The following is a 16,768-nucleotide window of genomic DNA, read 5'->3' as shown; positions in this document are numbered from 1 at the left end:
GCCCCTCGCTTCACCTCACTTCAGGGGTGGCTGGCCGGGTTCGCCGGGTTCGTCCCCGCCGTCCGTTCGTCCCCGTCGAAGAACCCATCCAGGTCCCGGTCGATGCCGACGCGCACCCCGGAGCCCGGAGGCGTGCAGGTGTACGTCAGCAGACCGTGGTTCGCGGCGACGGCCGAGCGGAGCGACGCCGCGGGCACCAGCGGCAGCGCCGCGCGGTCCGTCTTGAACAGCCCGCTGCCCACGTAGACGAAGCCCATCTCGTAGGTGCCCGCGCGGCCCTTCGCGACAAGGTCACATTCGCCCGCGTTCGCGCGCGCCACCAGCAGGTCGATGCGCGGCCCGGCCACCGTGGCGTTGGTGGAGGTGAGCGTCACCTGCTGTCCGACGATGGGCGCCAGGTTGGTTTCGAAGGCGAACATGTACTGCTCCATGTCCTTCTTGGCCTGGAAGCCCGCGGGCGTGTCCGGGATGCCCACCGCGTTGAAGATGGGGTGGAAGTCGAAGCCGCTGTTGAAGAGGAACAGCGTGGGGATGGCGCCGTCGCTGTTGAAGCCAATGCCTCGCACCTGGTCCCCGAGAAACGGGTCGGTGGGCGTGTTCCCGAAAGGGAAGCCCGCGCCGAACATGCCGACCTTCTGGTACATGTTGCGCAGGTGCGGCACCTTGGGGAACAGCGGCTCCGCGTCGAAGGAGCTCTTCCCGTCCGTGCCGAAGAAGCCCTTGAAGGGGCCCTCTGTCGGGTTGGCGTTGATGTCCACGCGGTGGCAGGCCTCGCACGAACCCTGGAAGAAGCTGGTGGTGTTGACGAAGAAGTCCCGGCCCGCCTGCTGTGATGCATTGAGCGAGTTGTCCAGGTTGCGGATGGGATTGGGCGGATAGGCCACCTGGAGGATGAAGTCGGAGAACTTCTGCATCTCCGCCGTCGTCAACTGCGCGTTGCGCCCGAGCAGGTCCATGAACGCCGGGTTGAACTGCTTGAAGGCCGCGACCTCGTCGAAGGCTCCGCCGTTGGGCTGGAGGCTCGGCGCCGCGTTGCCACCAGTGCGGTCCCCGCGCCAGTGCATGGGGCCCTGGTTCGCCATGCCGCGGAGGCTCTGGGTGGACAGGGGGCCCTTCATCGGGTGGAAGGCCGTGTCCTGACCGAACGTCGGGTCGGTGCCGAACTCCGCCAGCACCGGGACGATGGGGTTGCCATTGGCCGTCACGTTGCCGTCCGGGTTGCCCAGGTCCCAGGTGATGCTGTCGAAGTCGCCGAAGATGTGGCAACTGCCGCACGACGCATCACCGTGGCTGGAGCTGGAGCGCGCGTCGTAGAGGAACGGGCGGCCCTGCACCACGCTCGGAGGCTCCGGGTTGAACAGGGGCAGGTGGGCCACCTCCGTCTTCGTCGTGGTGTTGACGACGGAGATGGCGTTGTCGAAGCGCGTGAGGACGTAGAGGCGGTTGCGGGCCTCATCCAGCACGAGGCCGGTGGGGCCGCCGCCGCTCAATTCAATCTGGTTCGCGGTGCTGGGCACGAAGGTGCCTGCCTCCAGCGCGGAGGTGGCGTACACGCCGAGCTTCGACGAACCGAACGCGGCGACATAGAGCGTGGCACCGTCGGACGTCACCGACATGCCCGTGGGCTGCGCGAGGCTCTTCTCGCTCTCCGTGTTGGGCGTGGCCGCGCAGCACGCGGCGTAGTTGATGTGGGAATTGAGGTGGCGGGGCACGACGCTCCCCGCGCTGCCCAGCACGGTGATGCGGCTTTCGTGCAGGTGGCCGCGCAGGGTGCTGCCCAGGAGGGTGCCGGGGCCTTCGAAGCGCAGGTCGTTCCGGGCCTCGGTGTTGCTGACGTAGACCTTCCCGCTCACCGGGTTGACGGCCATGTTGAACAGGATGGTGCCCACGCCCGCATACGAGCCCGCGGCGCCCGCGACCTGCACGGGCGGATTGGCCGTGGCGGAGATGGCGAACACGTCCTTGTCCGGCAGGGACAGGCGCACATAGGACGTCCACGGACGGTTGAGCACGTCCACCCAGTCCGCGCCGTTGTACTTCACGATGACGGAGACCTCCGGCGCGGCAATGCCCTGGTGGTTGACGTTGGGACCGGGGACACCGCCCAAGGCTTCGCCGCCGTTGGGCACCAGGCTCTCGTGGATGACGGTGGTGCGGTTGCCGGAATGGAACGCCGCCGCGTACACGCGCGAGCCGTCGGGCGTGGCCGCGAGCGCGCGCGGCGTGTCTCCGAACAAGGTGATGCGGGTGAGCGGCGTGCCGCCCAGCGTCGCGCCCAGGCTCTCCGAGTCGAACACCCAGACGTCCGCGCGGCCGATGCCCGGCGTGGTGAGCTGCGGGTCGAACCCCGTGTTCTGTCCCCGGTGCGCGGCGGTGATGAAGGCGCGCTTCTTCCCGGTGCCGGCGAAGACGATGTCGCGGGGCTCATCCCCCACGAGCAGCGTCCGCGTCACGGCGCCCCCCTGCCCCCCTGAGTCCACGCGCACGATGCTCACGCTGTCGGACAGGTGGTTGACGACCCAGACCTCGTCATTGGTGCGGGCGGCGACGGCGACCGGCTCCAGGCCCACCGGCACCGAGCCCGTGTGCGTCAGGCCGCTGGTGCCCACCTGGAAGATCTCCAGCCGGTTGTCTGGCGTGTTGACCGCGAAGAGCCACTGGCCGTTGGGAGACAGCGACAGCGGGCGGACCTGACCGCTCTCGAAGACGGTGAAGTGCTGCGCGGACGCGGTGAAGCTCAACAGCAGCAGCGCGGCGGACAGGGCTCGCGCCACGCCACGGCGCACGGCCGGGTGTCTGGGGTTCATGATGTCTCTCTGGGAAGGGGGGCGGGTGACCCCACTTCGACTGTAGTTGGGGCGTCTGGAGCTGGGGAACGGGTGGGCCTGGACCCGGAGGAAATCATTGCACGGCGCAACGACATCCTCTCTACGCAACCAGGATGGCCGGCGGGTCGCGTAGGGGGTGGAAAGGGTCACCCGTGGGACGGCCAGAAGGACCCTGGCCGCTGGCGCCGGGCGCTACTTCTCGCGATAGCGGAAGGGGCCTCGGAGCCGTGGGAACCGGGCCCCCGAGGACCAGTCCCGAAGGACCGCTTCGACGGCCGCCGCCTGGGCCCACACCCACTGGCCCCTCAACACGCTCCCGCCCGACTTGATGCGGACCTCCTTCGACGCAGACGTCTCCGGAACATGTCTCGCGGCCCGCGCGTCCCAGGACGTGCCGCCCGTGGCCTTCACCACGCGCGCCACGCACGCGTCGAACTCCGCCCGGGGCAACCAGCGCAGCGCTTCCAACACCCCATCCGCGTGGAACGCCTCCAGCGACGTGGACTTACCGGTGATGGCTTGAAGGGCCTGCGGCCCCTGCTGTTCGGGGATGAAGGACACGCCCCCGGGGTGCAGCACGCAGTGCCCCTTGCGCGCTTCCTGCCCCGCCTCCTCGAGCGTCGCGGCGAGGATGGCCACCCGCTCCAGGCGCACTCCGCGCCGCGCCGCGCCGCGCAGGGGCGGCTGTCGGTGCAACTCCAGGAGCGCGGCCACTTCCACGGCATCCAACACCGTCCGTGCATGCACCTGCCGGTCGCCCTTCACGCGCAGGTCCAGCGTGAAGCCATCCACGGAGATGCCACCGTCGGGAATCGTGCCCAGTCGCACCGCCTGGGGTGCACCGAAGGCCGGCTTCCAGAGCAGCCGCTCGCTGGTGATCCGCACCTGACCGGAGCCCAGCAGGGGCCACAGCAGCGAGCGAAAGAGCGGCCACAGCACGGACCCCACGATGGTCGCCATCAGCCCGAAGGTGACGATCATGAAGAGCGCGGGTGCGACATCCTGGAGCGAGGGGGGAGTGTCGGCCATCACCAGCGCGCCCAACACGCCCAATCCCACCGGCACGAAATAGGGGACCGCGGAGAAGCGCCGTTTCGGATGGGGGATGAGCCCCCGCATCAGGCGCCGGCCGGGATGCCAGCGGGCGTCGGTCTCGAAGGCGAGCACCTCGCCCGGGGTCAGCTCCCAGTTCGCGGACTGACGCACCCCTGCATCCAGCCGCGTCAGTGCCTCTTCGAGCGGTAGGTCCGGAGGCGCCACGGCCAGGGACTCCAGCCTGCGCCGCGCGAGGACGGTGAGCCGCTCACGCCGCTCCGACAGCTCGCGGGCCTCCCGCCACACGGACGTGGACGCCTCCCAGGCCTCCGTCGCCGCACGACGGTGGATCCGCTCCAGCGCTTCCTTCAGCGCCGCTGCCTGGGCCACGAGCGCGGGCACCAGCGCCGGCCGCTTCAGCAATTCCCGCCGCCAGCGACGACCGGAGAGCAGCGCCTCCAATTCCTCGTGGGGGCGCACAGCCGCGGTGATGAGTTCCGCGCGCCCTTCCAACTGGCGCTCGGCGTCGGACGCCGTGACGAGGTTTGAAGCGTCTGTGCTGGGTCGGGAGCGCTGGGACATCGCACCGCGAAGCATAGCCTCGCGCAACGCGGGCGTCCTGACACCCGGCCTATTGCCCTGGCTTCTCCAATTCCAGACGTTCGCACTGACGCAACACCTCCTGCGCGTCGGCGGACCCGGCGGGAGGCGGCGGAGGGGCTTCGAGCCAGGGCACGGGGGGCTGGGTGGGTGTGCCCTCGGACTCCCGGATGAGCGCGAGCAGCTCCCTCGCCGGGTCCCTGGGAAGCGCGGGCACGGCCTGCAACGGACGCGGCGCGGAGGCGGCGGGCGCCTCGTGAAGCGACGCAGCGGGATGCGCCGTCATGTCGGGGAGGGAACGCGCGGCGGCCTGGAGCAGGGCCGCGGGGTCGGGCGCGAGCGCCACCACCGCCCCGGGCTCCGCGGGCAGGAGGTCGTCCGGATCGAAGCCGAAGGGCACACCGGGCGGTGCCCTGGGAGGCGTGCCCTCCTCCGGCTCCAGGTCGAAGGGGGAAGCGCCGTCCGCCATGGGCACGCACCGCAGCGTGTTCAGGCGCGGCGTGGGCGCGTCGGGATCCAACGGCTCCGACAAGCGTCGGAGGGCCTCGGACGTCACGGGAGGTGCCGGTGGCGCTGCGCTGGAGACCTCCAGGCGCGGAGGCCACAACGGCGCCGGCACCGCCACTGGCAGCAGCGTCACGTCCGGCTCACGCACGGGCATCGAGCGCACCCGCGCCCCGCCCAGGACCACCGTGGCCTTCGCGAGCGCCGCGGCATGTTCGGCCAGCACCCGCTCCGCCCAGCCCTTCACCCAGCGCGCCAGGGCCAGCACCCAGGCCAGGTGGCGACGCGCTCGGAGTGGAGGCACCCAGTCCCCCACGGCTTCGGCTTGAGGAGCACCGCGCGTCATCCGTCCTCCTTCACGGGCATCCGGATGATCAACGGCGTCGTCCCCGAGGCGAGCACCTCCGAATCCAACGCCAGCAGCTCGCCCTCGGCCCGCACCTCCAGCCGGCCCAGCGACTTCACGGGCGGCACGCGCGGGAACTGGAAGTGGCCCTGCGCATCCGTGCGCGTGCTCAGTTGCAGGGAGGGCAGCGCCACCCACGCGCCGCGGATGGGCACATCCCCGGGCCCCACCACCTGGCCCAGCAGCCCGCCCGGAGGGGGTACGCTGTCCACCAATGACAGACACCGCACCTCCGCCAGGGGTTGTTCCTTGCGCACCTGCACCCGCAGGCGGAAGGCGGGGCGCGGCACCGAACGCAGTCCCGCCCAGAGCGCGGCCGGCACCGGGCTCAGGTCCACCTCGATGTCCTTGTCGCTCATGGCCGCGAAGACCAGGTCGCCCAGCAGCCGGTGCGCGCGCTCCGGCGTGTCCGCGCCCACCGTCACCAGATAGCAGACGGAGAACTGAAGGATGTTCCGCTTGCCGGGACGCGACAGGGGCGCGGGTCCCAGCTCCAGCAGGTAAAGACAGACACCCCGCTCCATGGAGTCCCGGTCGGGCACACCCAGGTACACGGGGGCCTCCGTGGCGATACGGCCTACCCACGCTTTCATGCGTTGATCGACTTCGTCGATCATCTCTTGGCCCCCCGGTTCCCGGCCTGTCCAACGCGACGCCGTGCCTGTCCAGTGTACGCTCGCATGACCTCACGCGTCCGCCCATCACCCACGGGATGGAGTGGGACGTCCTTGACCCGACAGGGATTGAAGACCCCGGGTCACGACGCACGCGGACGTCCTCCCTGTCGGGAACCGGGCAGTCCTTCCTCCGCACATCGCGGCATCCCGGAAAGCCCGTACGGGTTTCACACGACATGGCTTCTCTTCCGGGCCACCTTCCGCGAAAGATGACCTCCGGGCCGGCAACCACCGTGGAACTTTCGTCATGACGATGGACACCCTTTCGATGAGACAACGCACCCCCCTTCTTTCCTCCGGCTTCGCGCTGGGGTGTCTGGCCGTACTCGGCTTCGCCACCCCCGCGCTGGCGGATGACGAGGACGGCAACAAGCACACCCTGGGCCTGCTGGTGGACGCGGGAGCCCCGCACGGCATTGGCGTGTCCGCGGTGCTCAAGCCCGCGAAGTGGGTGCGGCTGCAGGCGGGCCCCACCACCAACACGCTGAGCTTCGGCTTGCGCGGCGGGGTGAGCATCCTGCCGCTGGACACGTTCATCACACCGTCGCTCAACGCGGAGGTCGGGCACTACTTCGGCTCCGAGTACAGCGACGTGCTGGACTGGTTGGGCCGCGACCCAAGCACGACGTCGCAGGCCATCCGGGACGTCACGTACAACTACGTGACGGGCAGCGTGGGCCTGGAGGTGGGCGCGCAGAGCCGCTTCAACTTCTTCCTGAACGTGGGCCTGAGCTACGTGGCGCTGACGGTGCCCGACCCCACGCCGCTCATCCAGGACGCGGCCAACGACGACACCGTGACGTCGGGGCCGCTGCACGTGCGCGCCACCATCCCGTCGGTGAAGCTGGGCTTCATCCTCTACTTCTTCTGAGCCAGGAGACTCCCCACCATGCGTACGAAAAACTTCCGCACCCTCCTGCTCTGCTGCGCCCTGCCCCTCTTCACCACGGGCTGTGAGTCGCTCTTCACCATCGAGGTGGAGGCCGAGGAGATCTGCAAGACCGAGGACGACCTGTCCTTCCCCGCCGCCTTCCCGGGCAGCGCCTCCGTGGAGCAGGCCATCGAAGTGCCGCTGGGCGACTTCGCCAGCGCGCTGCCCGAGGACACCGACGTGGAGACCCAGTTGCGACTGAAGGTCTTCAACGCCACCGCCACCACCGACATCAGCGGCATCCAGCGCGCGAGCCTCTCCGTGCGCAAGCCGGGCTCCGTGGAGTACGTGCTGCTGGGCGAGTTCCGCGGCTCGGGCACGGGCGGTGCCACGAACACGCTCCAGCTCACCGGCAGCGGCGCGGTGGACGTGCTGGACCTGGCGAAGCAGGAGGAATTGGAGTTCCTCTTCAAGGCCGAGGGTTCGCTGCCCACGCAGCCGTGGAGCGCGGACGTCCGCGTGTGCGTGGGCGCCAAGGCGAGCGCCAACTACTTCGGCCTGTTGTTCTGACGGACCCCGTCGCGAGTCTTCCGTCCTGGCGTCAGGACAGCGCCGGGGCGGGCGCGGGGGGCTGGATGCCCAGGTGTTCGTGGCGCGTGCCGAACACGTTGTCGAAGAACGGATGCGTGACGCACCAGTTCGCGTCCGTCACGTGCCCCAGGTGATGGTCGCAGAGCCAGGGCACGTTGGCGCGGGCCCACGCGGGGTCCAGGTGCGCGCGGCGGTGCACGCGGTGGAAGTTGAACGCGCAGGCCCACACGGTGCCCACGAAGAACGGGGCCATGGGGAACAGGGGCGCGTGCGCGAGCGCGAGCACGGCCAGGCCCATCCGCTCCCGCCACTCCGTGGCGCGCGTCCACAGCGAGCGCAGGTACGCGTCCGCGCAGGGTGACGCCGCGAAGGACGCATGCGGTGGCGAGGGAGGATTGCGGCGGCCCGGGGCCACGTACCGGCGCAGCGCCCACTCCGCGAAGTTCGAATACGCCCAGCCCAGCGGGATGCCAATCATCGTCCCCTCCCCCGTCCGCCCCCCCCTTGGGATGGGCACGCGAAGGCGCGCTGGCAATGCGGAGCGAACGTCAGTGCACAGGCCCCGGAGGGCCCCGTGGGCCGCGAGACAGGCGCCGGCCCCCGGGGATGGGACGCAAGCGGACGTTCACGGCGAGGCGTCGGAAGCCGGACGGGACCGCGCGAGGCCCGGAACACGGGAGAGCACGCGTCGAGGCCGAAAGGAGCACGAGACTGCGATTGGTCACAAGCCGGGCAGGACGGCATCAGGCCCCCGGAGCGAGGGGCACGACGCCAGACAGGTCGCCAGAAGTTCGTTGACGAATCCGGTGCGAAGCCCGGCGCGAGTGGATGCAGCCAAAGTCGATGGACGCAGGCACTCCTCCTCGGACAAGGCGTCCGAACCTGTCCGACAGTCGGACAGGTTTCCCAAGGCGCGGCCCGGCACGCTCGGGTAACGCATTTCGGGCGACCTGCCTGGGTCGGAAGTTGGACGGAACGCCACGGGGACCGTAAGTGGGGAGGGTGGGACGCAAGCGGACCGTGGGCGGCTTCGACATTCCGAAATGGGCGTGGCTGGCGCCGTGCGTGCTGGTGCCGGTGGTGCTGCTCAACGTCGGCGTGGCGTGGCTGGGCGGGACGCAGGTGTCCCCGCTGTCCTTCTCCTTCCTGAAGACGAAGGCGCGAGCGCTGGGGGCCTATGCGGCGCACCGGCCCGCGTGCGTGCTGGACGCGCACCCGCCGCTGGAACCACTCATCGCGGACTCCGAGCGCCGGCATGGGATTCCGCCGGGGCTCCTGCGGGCGCTCATCCAGGTGGAGTCGGAGACCCGGGTGCACCGCATCTCGCCCGCGGGGGCGATGGGCCCGGGACAGTTGATGCCGGACACAGCCGCGCTGATGCGGGTGGAAGACCCCTTCGACCCGGCACCCTCCATCGACGCGAGCGGGCGCTATCTTGCGGAGCAACTGCGCCGGTTCCGGGACGTGCGACTGGCGGTGGCCGCGTACAACGCGGGGCCGGGTTCGGTGAACGGGCACGTGCCGCGCAACGGGGAGACGGAGTTCTACGTGGTCAAGGTGCTCGCGGCCTACGCGCACACCCGGCCGCCTGTCCCCGTGGTGGTGAAGCGGACGGTCACCACGTCCCCGACGAAGGCATCGGAGCGGGCGCCCGTGGCACAGGCCGCCGCGAGGAAGGCCCCACCGTCCGGTGCGCACGCGAAGCCTTCCGGGGCCCCGAAAGTGACGACACCCGTGAAGAAACCCGCGCCCCGGCCGGCGTCCTCCGGGAAGGCTCCGCCCCGGCTCGCCTCCGCGCAGAAGCCGTAGGCCGCGGGGGGAAGTCCGCGCCTCTGGAAGAACAAGCAGGAGCTGTCCCGTGCCGCCTCCATGCACGCGCACGCCCCGAGCCCTTCAGGAGCAGGTGCCGTCCAGCGCGGCGCCTCCCACGCGTCCCGGAGAGGACGCTGGATCCGCACGGACGACGTTCAGCCTCCACGCACGCGGGCCGCCTCGACCCGCGAAGCCTGCAGGCCACTGGCCGCGCCCGTGTCCAGCCACAGCTCCACGTCGCGGTGGAGCTGGAGGAACGACGCCGGGCACCGGGGCGTCACCGGCCCGTGCACCATCGCCGTCACCGCCGCTGCCTTGTTCACCCCGAACGCCAGCACCACCACCTTGCGCGCCTGGAGCACCGCCGCCATGCCCAGCGTCAACGCCGCCATGGGCACGCGCGACGGGTCGTCACCGAACGCCAGCACATGCGACAGCCGCGTCTCCCGGCTCAGGCGCGCGCGGTGGCTCGTCGCCGTCAGCACCTCACCGGGCTCGTTGAACGCGATGTGGCCGTTGGGTCCCACGCCCAACAGCAACAAATCCATGCCCCCGGCCGCCGCCAGCGCCGCGTCGTAGCGCGCGCACTCGGCCTCCGCGTCCGGCGCGCACCCGTCGAGGAAGTGGATCCGCTGCGTTGACAGATTCACATGCCGGAACAAGTGCCGGTCCATGTACGCCCGGAAGCTGCCCCCGTCCTCCGGCGGCAGGCCCAGGAACTCGTCCACGTTGAACGTCGTCGCCCGCGACAGGTCCAGCGACCCCTTCGCGGCCAGCTCCGCCAGGCCCCGGTACACGTTGAGCGGCGAGCGCCCCGTGGTCAGCCCCAGCACCAGCTCTGGCGTGTGACGTACGGCCTCGGCGATGCGCGCCGCGCAAGTGCTGGCCGCGTCCTGCTCCGTCTCGAACACACGTAGGTTCATGAGCCCTCCAGCATACGCCGTCCCGCCCGTCCAGGTCGCGAGCCCCCCAGCCGCTGCGTGCGTTGCGCCGCGCGGCAATGGCCATTAACAGGCCCACGGCACACGGCCGGCTCCCCGCACGCCCTGGGGGCGGGAGCATCCTCCGTTGAGCGCTCGGTACAAACGGTCCTCACACGCGGGGCCCGGGTCGGGCTAGAACCCGGCTCATGAAAGTCGCCGTGCTCACCGGCGGGGGTGATTGCCCCGGCCTCAATGCGGTCATCCGAGCCATCGTCCGCCGTGCCAGCGAGCACGGCTTCGAAATGATGGGTCTGCGGGATGGGTGGAAGGGCCTGCTGGACGACAACCACTTCCGCCTCACGCGGGAGACCACCTCCGGCATCCTGCACCGGGGTGGCACCATCCTCGGCACCTCGCGCGTCAACCCGTTCAAGGTGGAGAACGGTCTGGAGCGCGTCAAGCGCGCCATTGAACGCAATGGCATCCACGCGGTCATCGCCATCGGCGGCGAGGGCACCCTCTCCGCCGCCACGCGCATGTCCCAGGAGGGCGTGAGAATCGTCGGCGTGCCGAAGACCATCGACAACGACCTCAACGGCACCGACTTCACGTTCGGCTTCGACACCGCCGTGATGATCGCCACAGAGGCCGTGGACCGGCTGCACTCCACCGCCGAATCCCACAAGCGCGTCATCGTCTGCGAGGTGATGGGTCGGCACGTCGGGTGGATCGCCACCTACGCGGGCATCGCGGGCGGCGCGGACGTCATCCTCGTCCCGGAGATCCCCGCCGACCTGGAGGCCGTCGCCCAGCACCTGCAACGCCGGCACGCGGGAGGTCGCACCTTCTCCATCGTCGTCGTCGCCGAAGGCACGCGCATCAAGATGTCCGCGAACCAGAACGAACAGCTGGTCACCACGGGCTCCCTGGATGAAGCCGGCCGTCCCCGCCTGGGCGGCGTGGGCAACATCGTCGCCTCCGAAATCGAACGCCGCACCGGCTTCGAAACGCGCGTGTCCGTGCTGGGCCACATCCAGCGCGGCGGCGCCCCCACGGCGCACGACCGGGTGCTCGCCACCCGGTTCGGCGTGCATGCGTGCGACATGGTGGCCCGCGGCGAGTTCGGCAAGATGGCCGCCCTGCGCGGCAACGAAATCGTCAGCGAGCACCTGGCCGAGGCCACCCGCGAGCTCAAGCGCGTCCCCAAGGAGTTCTTCGAGGTCGCCCAGGTCTTCTTCGGCTGACAGTCGACTTTGACGTACTGCGCCATGCCCTCCTCCACTTGGAGTGGAGGGCATGGCGCCGCGCATCCGGTAGCATCCATCCCTTCACCCGTTCGCGAAGGGATGGTGCCGATGCTCACCGGTCGCATGATGGATTTCCCGCTCACCCTGACGCACTTCCTGGAGCGTGCGCGCTCCTATTACGGCGCGCAGGAGATCGTCAGCCGCAACCCGGACAAGTCCCTGCACCGCTACACGTACGCGGACTTCCACAAGCGCACGAGCCAGCTCGCCAACGCCCTGACGCGGCTGGGGGTGAAGCCGGGGGACCGGGTGGCGTCGCTGAGCTGGAACCATCACCAGCACCTGGAGGTGTACTTCGGGGTGCCGTCGATGGGCGCGGTGATGCACACGCTCAACCTGCGGCTGCACCCCAAGGACCTGGCCTACATCGCGAGCCACGCGGAGGACACGGTCGTGGTGGTGGACCGGTCGCTCTTGCCGCTCTTGGAGAAGTTCGAGAAGTCAGCGGCCTGCATCAAGCACGTCATCGTCATCCCGGACGACGGCCCGGTGCCGGAAGGCCGGCTGGACTACGAGAAGCTGCTCGCGGCGGAGTCGGACACGTTCGCGTTCCCGCGCCTGGATGAGAACAGCGCGGCGATGCTCTGCTACACGTCCGGCACGACGGGCAACCCGAAGGGCGTGCTCTTCAGCCACCGCTCCATCGTGTTGCACACGTTGGTGTGCTGCCTCCCGGAAGTGCTGGGCCTGAAGGACACGGACACGGTGCTGGCGGTGGTGCCCATGTTCCACGCGGCCGCGTGGGGGCTGCCCTTCGACGCGCTGCTCACGGGGGCGAAGCAGGTGCTGCCCGGGCCGCACCTGGACCCCCAGTCGCTGCTGGAGCTGATGCGGGATGAGAAGGTCACGGTGGCGGGCGGTGTGCCTACCATCTGGCTGGGCATCCTGGCGCAGTTGGACCGCGAGCCGGGCAAGTGGGACCTGAGCGCGATGCGCCACATGGTGATTGGCGGTTCGGCGGCGCCGCCGTCGCTCATCGACGGGTTCAGGAAGCGCCACAAGCTGGAGGTGCTGCACGCCTGGGGCATGACGGAGATGAACCCGGTGGGCACGCTGGCGCGGCTGAAGGGGGACCTGCACGCGGCGTCGCCGGAGGCGCAATTGGATGCGTATGCGTCACAGGGTTATTCGGTGCCCTTCGTGGAGACGCGCCACGTGAGCGACACGGGCGAGGTGTTGCCCTGGGACAGCAAGGCGATGGGCGAGCTGGAGGTGCGCGGGCCCATGGTGGCGGCCTCGTACTTCGGGGACGAGGGCAAGGACCGCTTCACGGCGGACGGCTGGTTCAAGACGGGCGACGTGGTGACCATCGACCCGGCGGGCTACCTGCACATCACCGACCGCAGCAAGGACGTCATCAAGTCGGGCGGCGAGTGGATCAGCTCGGTGGCGTTGGAGAACGCGCTGATGGCGCACCCGTCCGTGTTGGAGGCGGCGGTGTTCGCGGGCCGGCACGCGAAGTGGGACGAGCGGCCGCTGGCGGCGGTGGTGTTCAAGGCGGGGCAGGAGGCGACGAAGGCGGAGCTGACGGCACACCTGGAGAAGCAGTTCGCGAAGTGGTGGCTGCCGGATGACTTCCTCTTCGTGCCGCAGATTCCGCGCACGTCGACGGGGAAGTTCCTGAAGATGAAGCTCCGGGAGGACTTCGGGGACCACCTGCTGAGGGCGCCGGTCGCGTCCTGAAGTGGTTGAAACAACCGCCGGGCACCTGACACCCGGGGGTCCCTCGGGGCCGGCGGCTCGCGCTGGGGCGGGGCTGGAGGTACGGTAGGCAGGTGATGCCTTCCGTCCAACAGCTCCGCCCGTTCGCCTACGCCCCCGTCCAGGCGTTCCTGGAAGCCTCCGGACCGGTGGTGCTCATCCAACAGCCCCCGGAGCCGGTGTTCCAGCAAGTCGCGTTGCGACTGGCGGAAGCGCGCACGGTGGGCATGGCTCACCGGTCGCGGCTGGTGGACCGGTTGCTGGTGATGCTCCAGGGATTCGATTCGCTGGAGGTGCACTTCCTGGCGCCGGCGTCGGACGGACAGGAGCTGCGGGTGGGGCGCATGGAGGGGTGTGCGCTGATGGTGCACGACCCGTCGGTGTCGAAGCAGCACGCGGTGCTGCGCTGGCACGAGCAGCAGGGCACATGCTCGGTGCACGACCTGGGTTCGATGAACGGGACCTGGCTGAACGCGGCGGCACTGGGCGAGGGCGAGGTGCGGCTGCTCACGGACGGGGACGCGCTGTCGTTCGGCGACGCGCAGTTCCTGTACCTGCGGGCGGAGACGCTGCACTCGCACCTGCGGCTCGCGAGCCCGGGCGGCGGGATGTGAGGGGTCAGTCGGCGGCGGGCAGTTCGCGGTAGGTGACGTCCGCGGGGCCCAGACGCTGGATGACTTCGACGAAGCGCTCGCTGACCACGCGCGGGTTCGCCCCTTCGATGCCGAAGACGTCGAGCCCTTCCGGGATGGAGGAGCGCAGCAGCCAGCGCTTCGGCGGCAGGTCGAACATTTCGGGCCGACCGCAAACGTCGCACGGAGGCGTCGTCCATTCTCCGATGCAGTCGGGGTGCAGCTTCGCGAGGGGGCGCGACTCTAGTTCGTAGAGCGCGGGTGTGGTGCTTCGGCGGGACTTGAGTTCCATCCGAACCGCGATAACGCCATTCAGGCCCTCTGCCTTGAGCAGTTCGACCGCATCTTCGCGGAGGACCACTTCCCACGGCGGGTCGCAGGAGATGGGACCGAAGCTTCCTCGCGCTGTTCCGACCATGGGCCCGAAGAAACTCCCCCCCTTGATAGGAATCGCGGAAGGAAGGCAGGGCCGAACCAGGGATACCAATCGCATGTACTCCGCGAAGTTCGTGGGCCCCGTCACCTTCGCCAGCACGGGCTCATCAACCCTCGAGAGATCCACGGAAGGGTATGCGGCCATTCCAGCCCAGCTCCCACACTTGGGGCAGTCGACTCCTGGCAGGTGCCATCGGTGCGTGGCCCGATACGCGCCGCTCCATTGTGACTCCGCATCCTCGGCCGGGTCACGAATCTCGAAGTAACGCATCGTTCAGTCCTCGAAGGGCACGGGCATGAGCTCGACCTGCTGCCAGTACGTCACCGTCAAGCCGAAGAGCCCGTACTTCTGAATCATCCAGGAGGCATGCTCGAAATGGCGAGGAACGTCGGCTCTCTGTCCCCGGGAATCGATGAAGGCCTTCCAGTCCTTGTTCCAGGGCCCGCCCTGCCCACCGCGATGGATGCGTGCATGAACCTCCGCATCAACCGCCAGGACGTATTTGTGGATGTTGATCTTCTTCCCGTCAAAGTGCGACTTGAACGCCTGCGGGAAGATGTGGTGCCGCTCCTTGGGCCGCTTCGCCCACTCCTCCCGGGCCTTCTCCCGCCGTAGCTCGCTCGGCAGCTTCTCGCGCGGGTGCCAGCGGAACACCATGACGGGCACCGCGTCGCCCGGCACGCCCTGCGCACTGCCCCACGTCCGTTGAGGTCCACTCCCTGGGGCCACGAACACCGGCGCGACCGCCGCCGCGCTCCGCGTGCGCACCAGTCGGTCCGGGTCCAGGTCCTCGCACCGGAACAGGGCGCAGATACCCTCCTCGCACACGTGCCTGAGACACTGGTCCTCGTCGCGGGCCTCGCACTCCCACGCCGCCTCGTCCGTCCTCTCCCACTCCTGCGTCGGGGAGGACACCAAGGCACACCCTGCCAACAACACGCCCCACAGCCACCACGCGCGCATCCCGCCTCCAGAAGCTGAGCCCTCTATCATCCAGGGATTTCCCGTTCAGACCCTCAGGTACGCCGTGACTCAGGCGAGCGACCCTGGTGTCGGTGGGACAGCGCGCTGTCAGGGGCTCCGTTATCCTCGGGCTCCCTCACTTCGAGGGCGGCCCCGGACCTCTTGAGCCCGGGACGTGACGGAGAGCGCGGAAACGATGGGAAGGCTCCTGGTCCTGCTGTTCGTCTACCTGGGCTCGTACCTCGTGCTGCGCAGGCTGTGGCCCGCCGTCACGCGCGGGTGGCGCCATGGCGTGCTGCTGGGCCTGATGGTGCTCGCGTTCGTGGCCTGGACGGTCCCCGCGCTCACCGGCTACGGCCTCCACGACACGCCCGCGCCCCTCGTGCCGGTGAAGCTGTTCGCCGTCATCTGGAGCATCGCCGCGCTGGGGGTGATGCTGCTGGGCCTGCCGTTCCTCGTGCTGAAGCTGTGGAGCGAGCGCCGTCGCAAGGCCGCGCCTCCCGGCGTCGACCTGGAGCGTCGCGGCCTGCTCGTGAAGGCCGGACAGGCCATGCCCGTGCTCGCGGTGACGGGGAGCACCCTGGGCGTCGTGAGCGGCAGCCTGGGCTTCACCGTGCGCGAGGTGGAGGTGAAGCTGAAGGGCCTCCCGGCCGCGCTCGACGGCTTCCGCATCGGGCAGATCACCGACGTCCACGTGGGCCCCTTCATCAGCCCCGAGTACCTGCGCGGCGCCGTGGACGCGATGAACGCGGCCGGCGTGGACCTCCAGGTCATGACGGGCGACCTCATCGACGACGTGAACCAGGTGGACGCGACGATGGCCGCCCTGGCCGCGACGACGGCCCGCCACGGCATGCTCGCCATCCTCGGCAACCACGAGCACTGGCGCGGCCTGGAAGAGGTGCTGGGCGGCTACGAGGCCCTGGCCCAGCGCGGCGCCCCGGTCCGCCTGCTCGTGGACGAATCCCACGTGCTGGAGCACGGCGGCCAGCGCGTGCGCGTGGTGGGCGTGGACTTCCCCATGTCCGGCCGCAGCCGCACCGTGCGCGACTCACGCTGGAAGCACTCGGCGGACACCGCCTTCCAGGGAGGCCAGCCGGACGACGTCGTCATCTGCCTGTCCCACCACCCGGACTTCTTCACGTACGCCGCCGAAAAGGGCGCCCGGCTGACGCTCGCCGGCCACACCCACGGCGGACAGGTGGCCTTCCTGGGCATCCCGCTGTTCGGCTTCGCCTTCAAGCACATGCTGGGGCGCTACCGCTTCCGAGACAGCCACCTCTACGTCTCCGGCGGCACGGGGCACTGGATGCCCTTCCGCATCGGAGTGCCGCCCGAGGTGACGCTGCTCACCCTGCGCAGCGTCTGAACACCCGGGCTTTGGGGCTTTCTGAAAGGTCGTGCGTGGCGCTGTAACCGGATCTGGACCGGCCACATACAGGGGGGACAAGGAGCACTCCCATGCTTTCGAAAATCCAATTC

15 protein-coding genes are annotated in these 16,768 nt (G+C 69.6%); 7 read left to right on the top strand and 8 right to left on the bottom strand.

Annotation, left to right across the window (positions count from 1 at the left end; all coding sequences use genetic code 11):
* Positions 1 to 20 precede the first annotated feature (20 nt).
* From D7V88_RS26995 to D7V88_RS26980, 4 genes are all read right to left on the bottom strand, one after another.
* Complete coding sequence (locus tag D7V88_RS26995; RefSeq protein WP_120543503.1) at positions 21 to 2,807, bottom strand: hypothetical protein; 2,787 nt, start codon at positions 2,805 to 2,807, stop codon at positions 21 to 23.
* Between the two features lie 213 nt (positions 2,808 to 3,020).
* The gene (locus tag D7V88_RS26990; RefSeq protein ID WP_120543502.1) at positions 3,021 to 4,445 is read right to left on the bottom strand and encodes a hypothetical protein; all 1,425 of its coding nucleotides are present in this window, start codon (positions 4,443 to 4,445) and stop codon (positions 3,021 to 3,023) included.
* Positions 4,446 to 4,494: 49 nt separating this feature from the next.
* Positions 4,495 to 5,313 carry a hypothetical protein gene (locus D7V88_RS45245; protein WP_120543501.1) on the bottom strand — a complete coding sequence of 273 codons (819 nt, stop codon included), beginning with the start codon at positions 5,311 to 5,313 and terminating at the stop codon, positions 4,495 to 4,497.
* Positions 5,310 to 5,966: a carboxypeptidase-like regulatory domain-containing protein gene (locus tag D7V88_RS26980; protein ID WP_244238417.1), complete on the bottom strand. Its 657-nt coding sequence runs from the start codon at positions 5,964 to 5,966 to the stop codon at positions 5,310 to 5,312. The genes D7V88_RS45245 and D7V88_RS26980 overlap by 4 nt, the downstream gene beginning before the upstream one ends.
* A gap of 352 nt (positions 5,967 to 6,318) precedes the next feature.
* Between D7V88_RS26980 and D7V88_RS26975 the strand changes: the two genes are divergently transcribed.
* Together D7V88_RS26975 and D7V88_RS26970 are read left to right on the top strand one after the other, a co-directional pair.
* Positions 6,319 to 6,921 carry a hypothetical protein gene (locus D7V88_RS26975; protein WP_244238416.1) on the top strand — a complete coding sequence of 201 codons (603 nt, stop codon included), beginning with the start codon at positions 6,319 to 6,321 and terminating at the stop codon, positions 6,919 to 6,921.
* A gap of 18 nt (positions 6,922 to 6,939) precedes the next feature.
* A complete protein-coding gene (locus D7V88_RS26970; RefSeq protein WP_120543498.1) occupies positions 6,940 to 7,491 on the top strand; it encodes a hypothetical protein in 552 nt (183 codons plus the stop codon).
* A gap of 31 nt (positions 7,492 to 7,522) precedes the next feature.
* Here the strand turns inward: D7V88_RS26970 and D7V88_RS26965 are convergent, their stop codons facing one another.
* Positions 7,523 to 7,990, bottom strand: a complete 468-nt coding sequence (locus tag D7V88_RS26965; protein WP_120543497.1) for a hypothetical protein — start codon at positions 7,988 to 7,990, stop codon at positions 7,523 to 7,525.
* Between the two features lie 524 nt (positions 7,991 to 8,514).
* On the opposite strand from D7V88_RS26965, the gene D7V88_RS26960 reads away from it, so the two are divergent.
* The gene (locus D7V88_RS26960) at positions 8,515 to 9,321 is read left to right on the top strand and encodes a lytic transglycosylase domain-containing protein (protein WP_120543496.1); all 807 of its coding nucleotides are present in this window, start codon (positions 8,515 to 8,517) and stop codon (positions 9,319 to 9,321) included.
* Positions 9,322 to 9,479: 158 nt separating this feature from the next.
* Here D7V88_RS26960 and D7V88_RS26955 read toward each other — a convergent pair whose 3' ends face one another.
* Positions 9,480 to 10,247 carry a glucosamine-6-phosphate deaminase gene (locus tag D7V88_RS26955; RefSeq protein ID WP_120543495.1) on the bottom strand — a complete coding sequence of 256 codons (768 nt, stop codon included), beginning with the start codon at positions 10,245 to 10,247 and terminating at the stop codon, positions 9,480 to 9,482.
* A 206-nt stretch (positions 10,248 to 10,453) separates the two neighbouring features.
* On the opposite strand from D7V88_RS26955, the gene D7V88_RS26950 reads away from it, so the two are divergent.
* The 3 genes from D7V88_RS26950 (at position 10,454) to D7V88_RS26940 (ending at position 13,869) form a co-directional block, all read left to right on the top strand.
* Positions 10,454 to 11,491 (top strand): 6-phosphofructokinase, encoded by a 1,038-nt coding sequence (locus D7V88_RS26950; protein ID WP_120543494.1) that lies wholly within the window; start codon positions 10,454 to 10,456, stop codon positions 11,489 to 11,491.
* Between the two features lie 111 nt (positions 11,492 to 11,602).
* Positions 11,603 to 13,237 (top strand): long-chain fatty acid--CoA ligase, encoded by a 1,635-nt coding sequence (locus D7V88_RS26945; protein WP_120543504.1) that lies wholly within the window; start codon positions 11,603 to 11,605, stop codon positions 13,235 to 13,237.
* 95 nt (positions 13,238 to 13,332) lie between these two features.
* The gene (locus tag D7V88_RS26940) at positions 13,333 to 13,869 is read left to right on the top strand and encodes an FHA domain-containing protein (protein WP_120543493.1); all 537 of its coding nucleotides are present in this window, start codon (positions 13,333 to 13,335) and stop codon (positions 13,867 to 13,869) included.
* A gap of 4 nt (positions 13,870 to 13,873) precedes the next feature.
* Here D7V88_RS26940 and sitI6 read toward each other — a convergent pair whose 3' ends face one another.
* Together sitI6 and sitA6 are read right to left on the bottom strand one after the other, a co-directional pair.
* Positions 13,874 to 14,593 carry a SitI6 family double-CXXCG motif immunity protein gene (gene sitI6 / locus D7V88_RS26935; RefSeq protein WP_120543492.1) on the bottom strand — a complete coding sequence of 240 codons (720 nt, stop codon included), beginning with the start codon at positions 14,591 to 14,593 and terminating at the stop codon, positions 13,874 to 13,876.
* A gap of 3 nt (positions 14,594 to 14,596) precedes the next feature.
* The gene (sitA6, locus tag D7V88_RS26930; RefSeq protein ID WP_120543491.1) at positions 14,597 to 15,286 is read right to left on the bottom strand and encodes a SitA6 family polymorphic toxin lipoprotein; all 690 of its coding nucleotides are present in this window, start codon (positions 15,284 to 15,286) and stop codon (positions 14,597 to 14,599) included.
* A 196-nt stretch (positions 15,287 to 15,482) separates the two neighbouring features.
* On the opposite strand from sitA6, the gene D7V88_RS26925 reads away from it, so the two are divergent.
* Positions 15,483 to 16,655 carry a metallophosphoesterase gene (locus D7V88_RS26925; RefSeq protein ID WP_120543490.1) on the top strand — a complete coding sequence of 391 codons (1,173 nt, stop codon included), beginning with the start codon at positions 15,483 to 15,485 and terminating at the stop codon, positions 16,653 to 16,655.
* Positions 16,656 to 16,768: the final 113 nt, after the last annotated feature.

This window comes from Corallococcus terminator (assembly GCF_003611635.1).
GTDB classification, from domain to species: domain Bacteria; phylum Myxococcota; class Myxococcia; order Myxococcales; family Myxococcaceae; genus Corallococcus; species Corallococcus terminator.
This window is presented reverse-complemented; position numbering and strand designations above follow the sequence as displayed.